Origin of the sequence: Paraburkholderia sp. BCC1884, from assembly GCF_900996225.1 — a bacterium.
In the GTDB taxonomy this organism is placed as follows: domain Bacteria; phylum Pseudomonadota; class Gammaproteobacteria; order Burkholderiales; family Burkholderiaceae; genus Paraburkholderia.
This window is the reverse complement of sequence record NZ_CAAJGL010000139.1, coordinates 1-502: the sequence shown is the minus strand read 5'-3', so window position 1 is coordinate 502 and position 502 is coordinate 1. Positions and strand designations below refer to the sequence as shown.

Genomic DNA, 502 nt, shown 5'->3' with positions numbered 1-502 from the left:
ACATGCAGCTCCGCGAGCGCGCGCTCGAGCCTCGCCAGCGCGGCCGGCCGGCTTTCGTCGGCGACGATCAGCTTGGCCAGCAGCGAGTCGTAGAACGGCGGCACCGTGTAGCCCTGGAACAGCATCGAGTCGATGCGCACGCCGGGGCCGGTCGGCCAGGCGAGTTCGTCGATGCGGCCCGGGCTCGGGCGGAAGTCCTGCACCGGATCTTCCGCGTTGATCCGGCATTCGATCGCCGCGCCGCGCGCCACGATCTGGTCCTGGCTCAGGCGCAGGGGCTCGCCGTCGGCGATGCGCAGCGTTTCGCGCAGGAGATCGACGCCGGTGATCGCCTCGGTGACCGGGTGCTCGACCTGGATGCGCGTGTTCATCTCGATGAAATAGAACTCGCCGCGCGTCTCGTCGAACAGGTATTCGAGCGTGCCCGCGCTGCGATAGGCGACCTGGCGCGCGAGCCGCGTGGCCGAGGCGCACAGTGCCTGGCGCAGTTCCGTCGTGAGCG

General features: G+C 69.9%; 1 pseudogene. It reads right to left on the bottom strand.

Annotated features, from left to right (window positions below):
* Positions 1-502: pseudogene (locus tag FQ705_RS30950) on the bottom strand (acetyl-CoA carboxylase biotin carboxylase subunit); the annotation flags it as partial.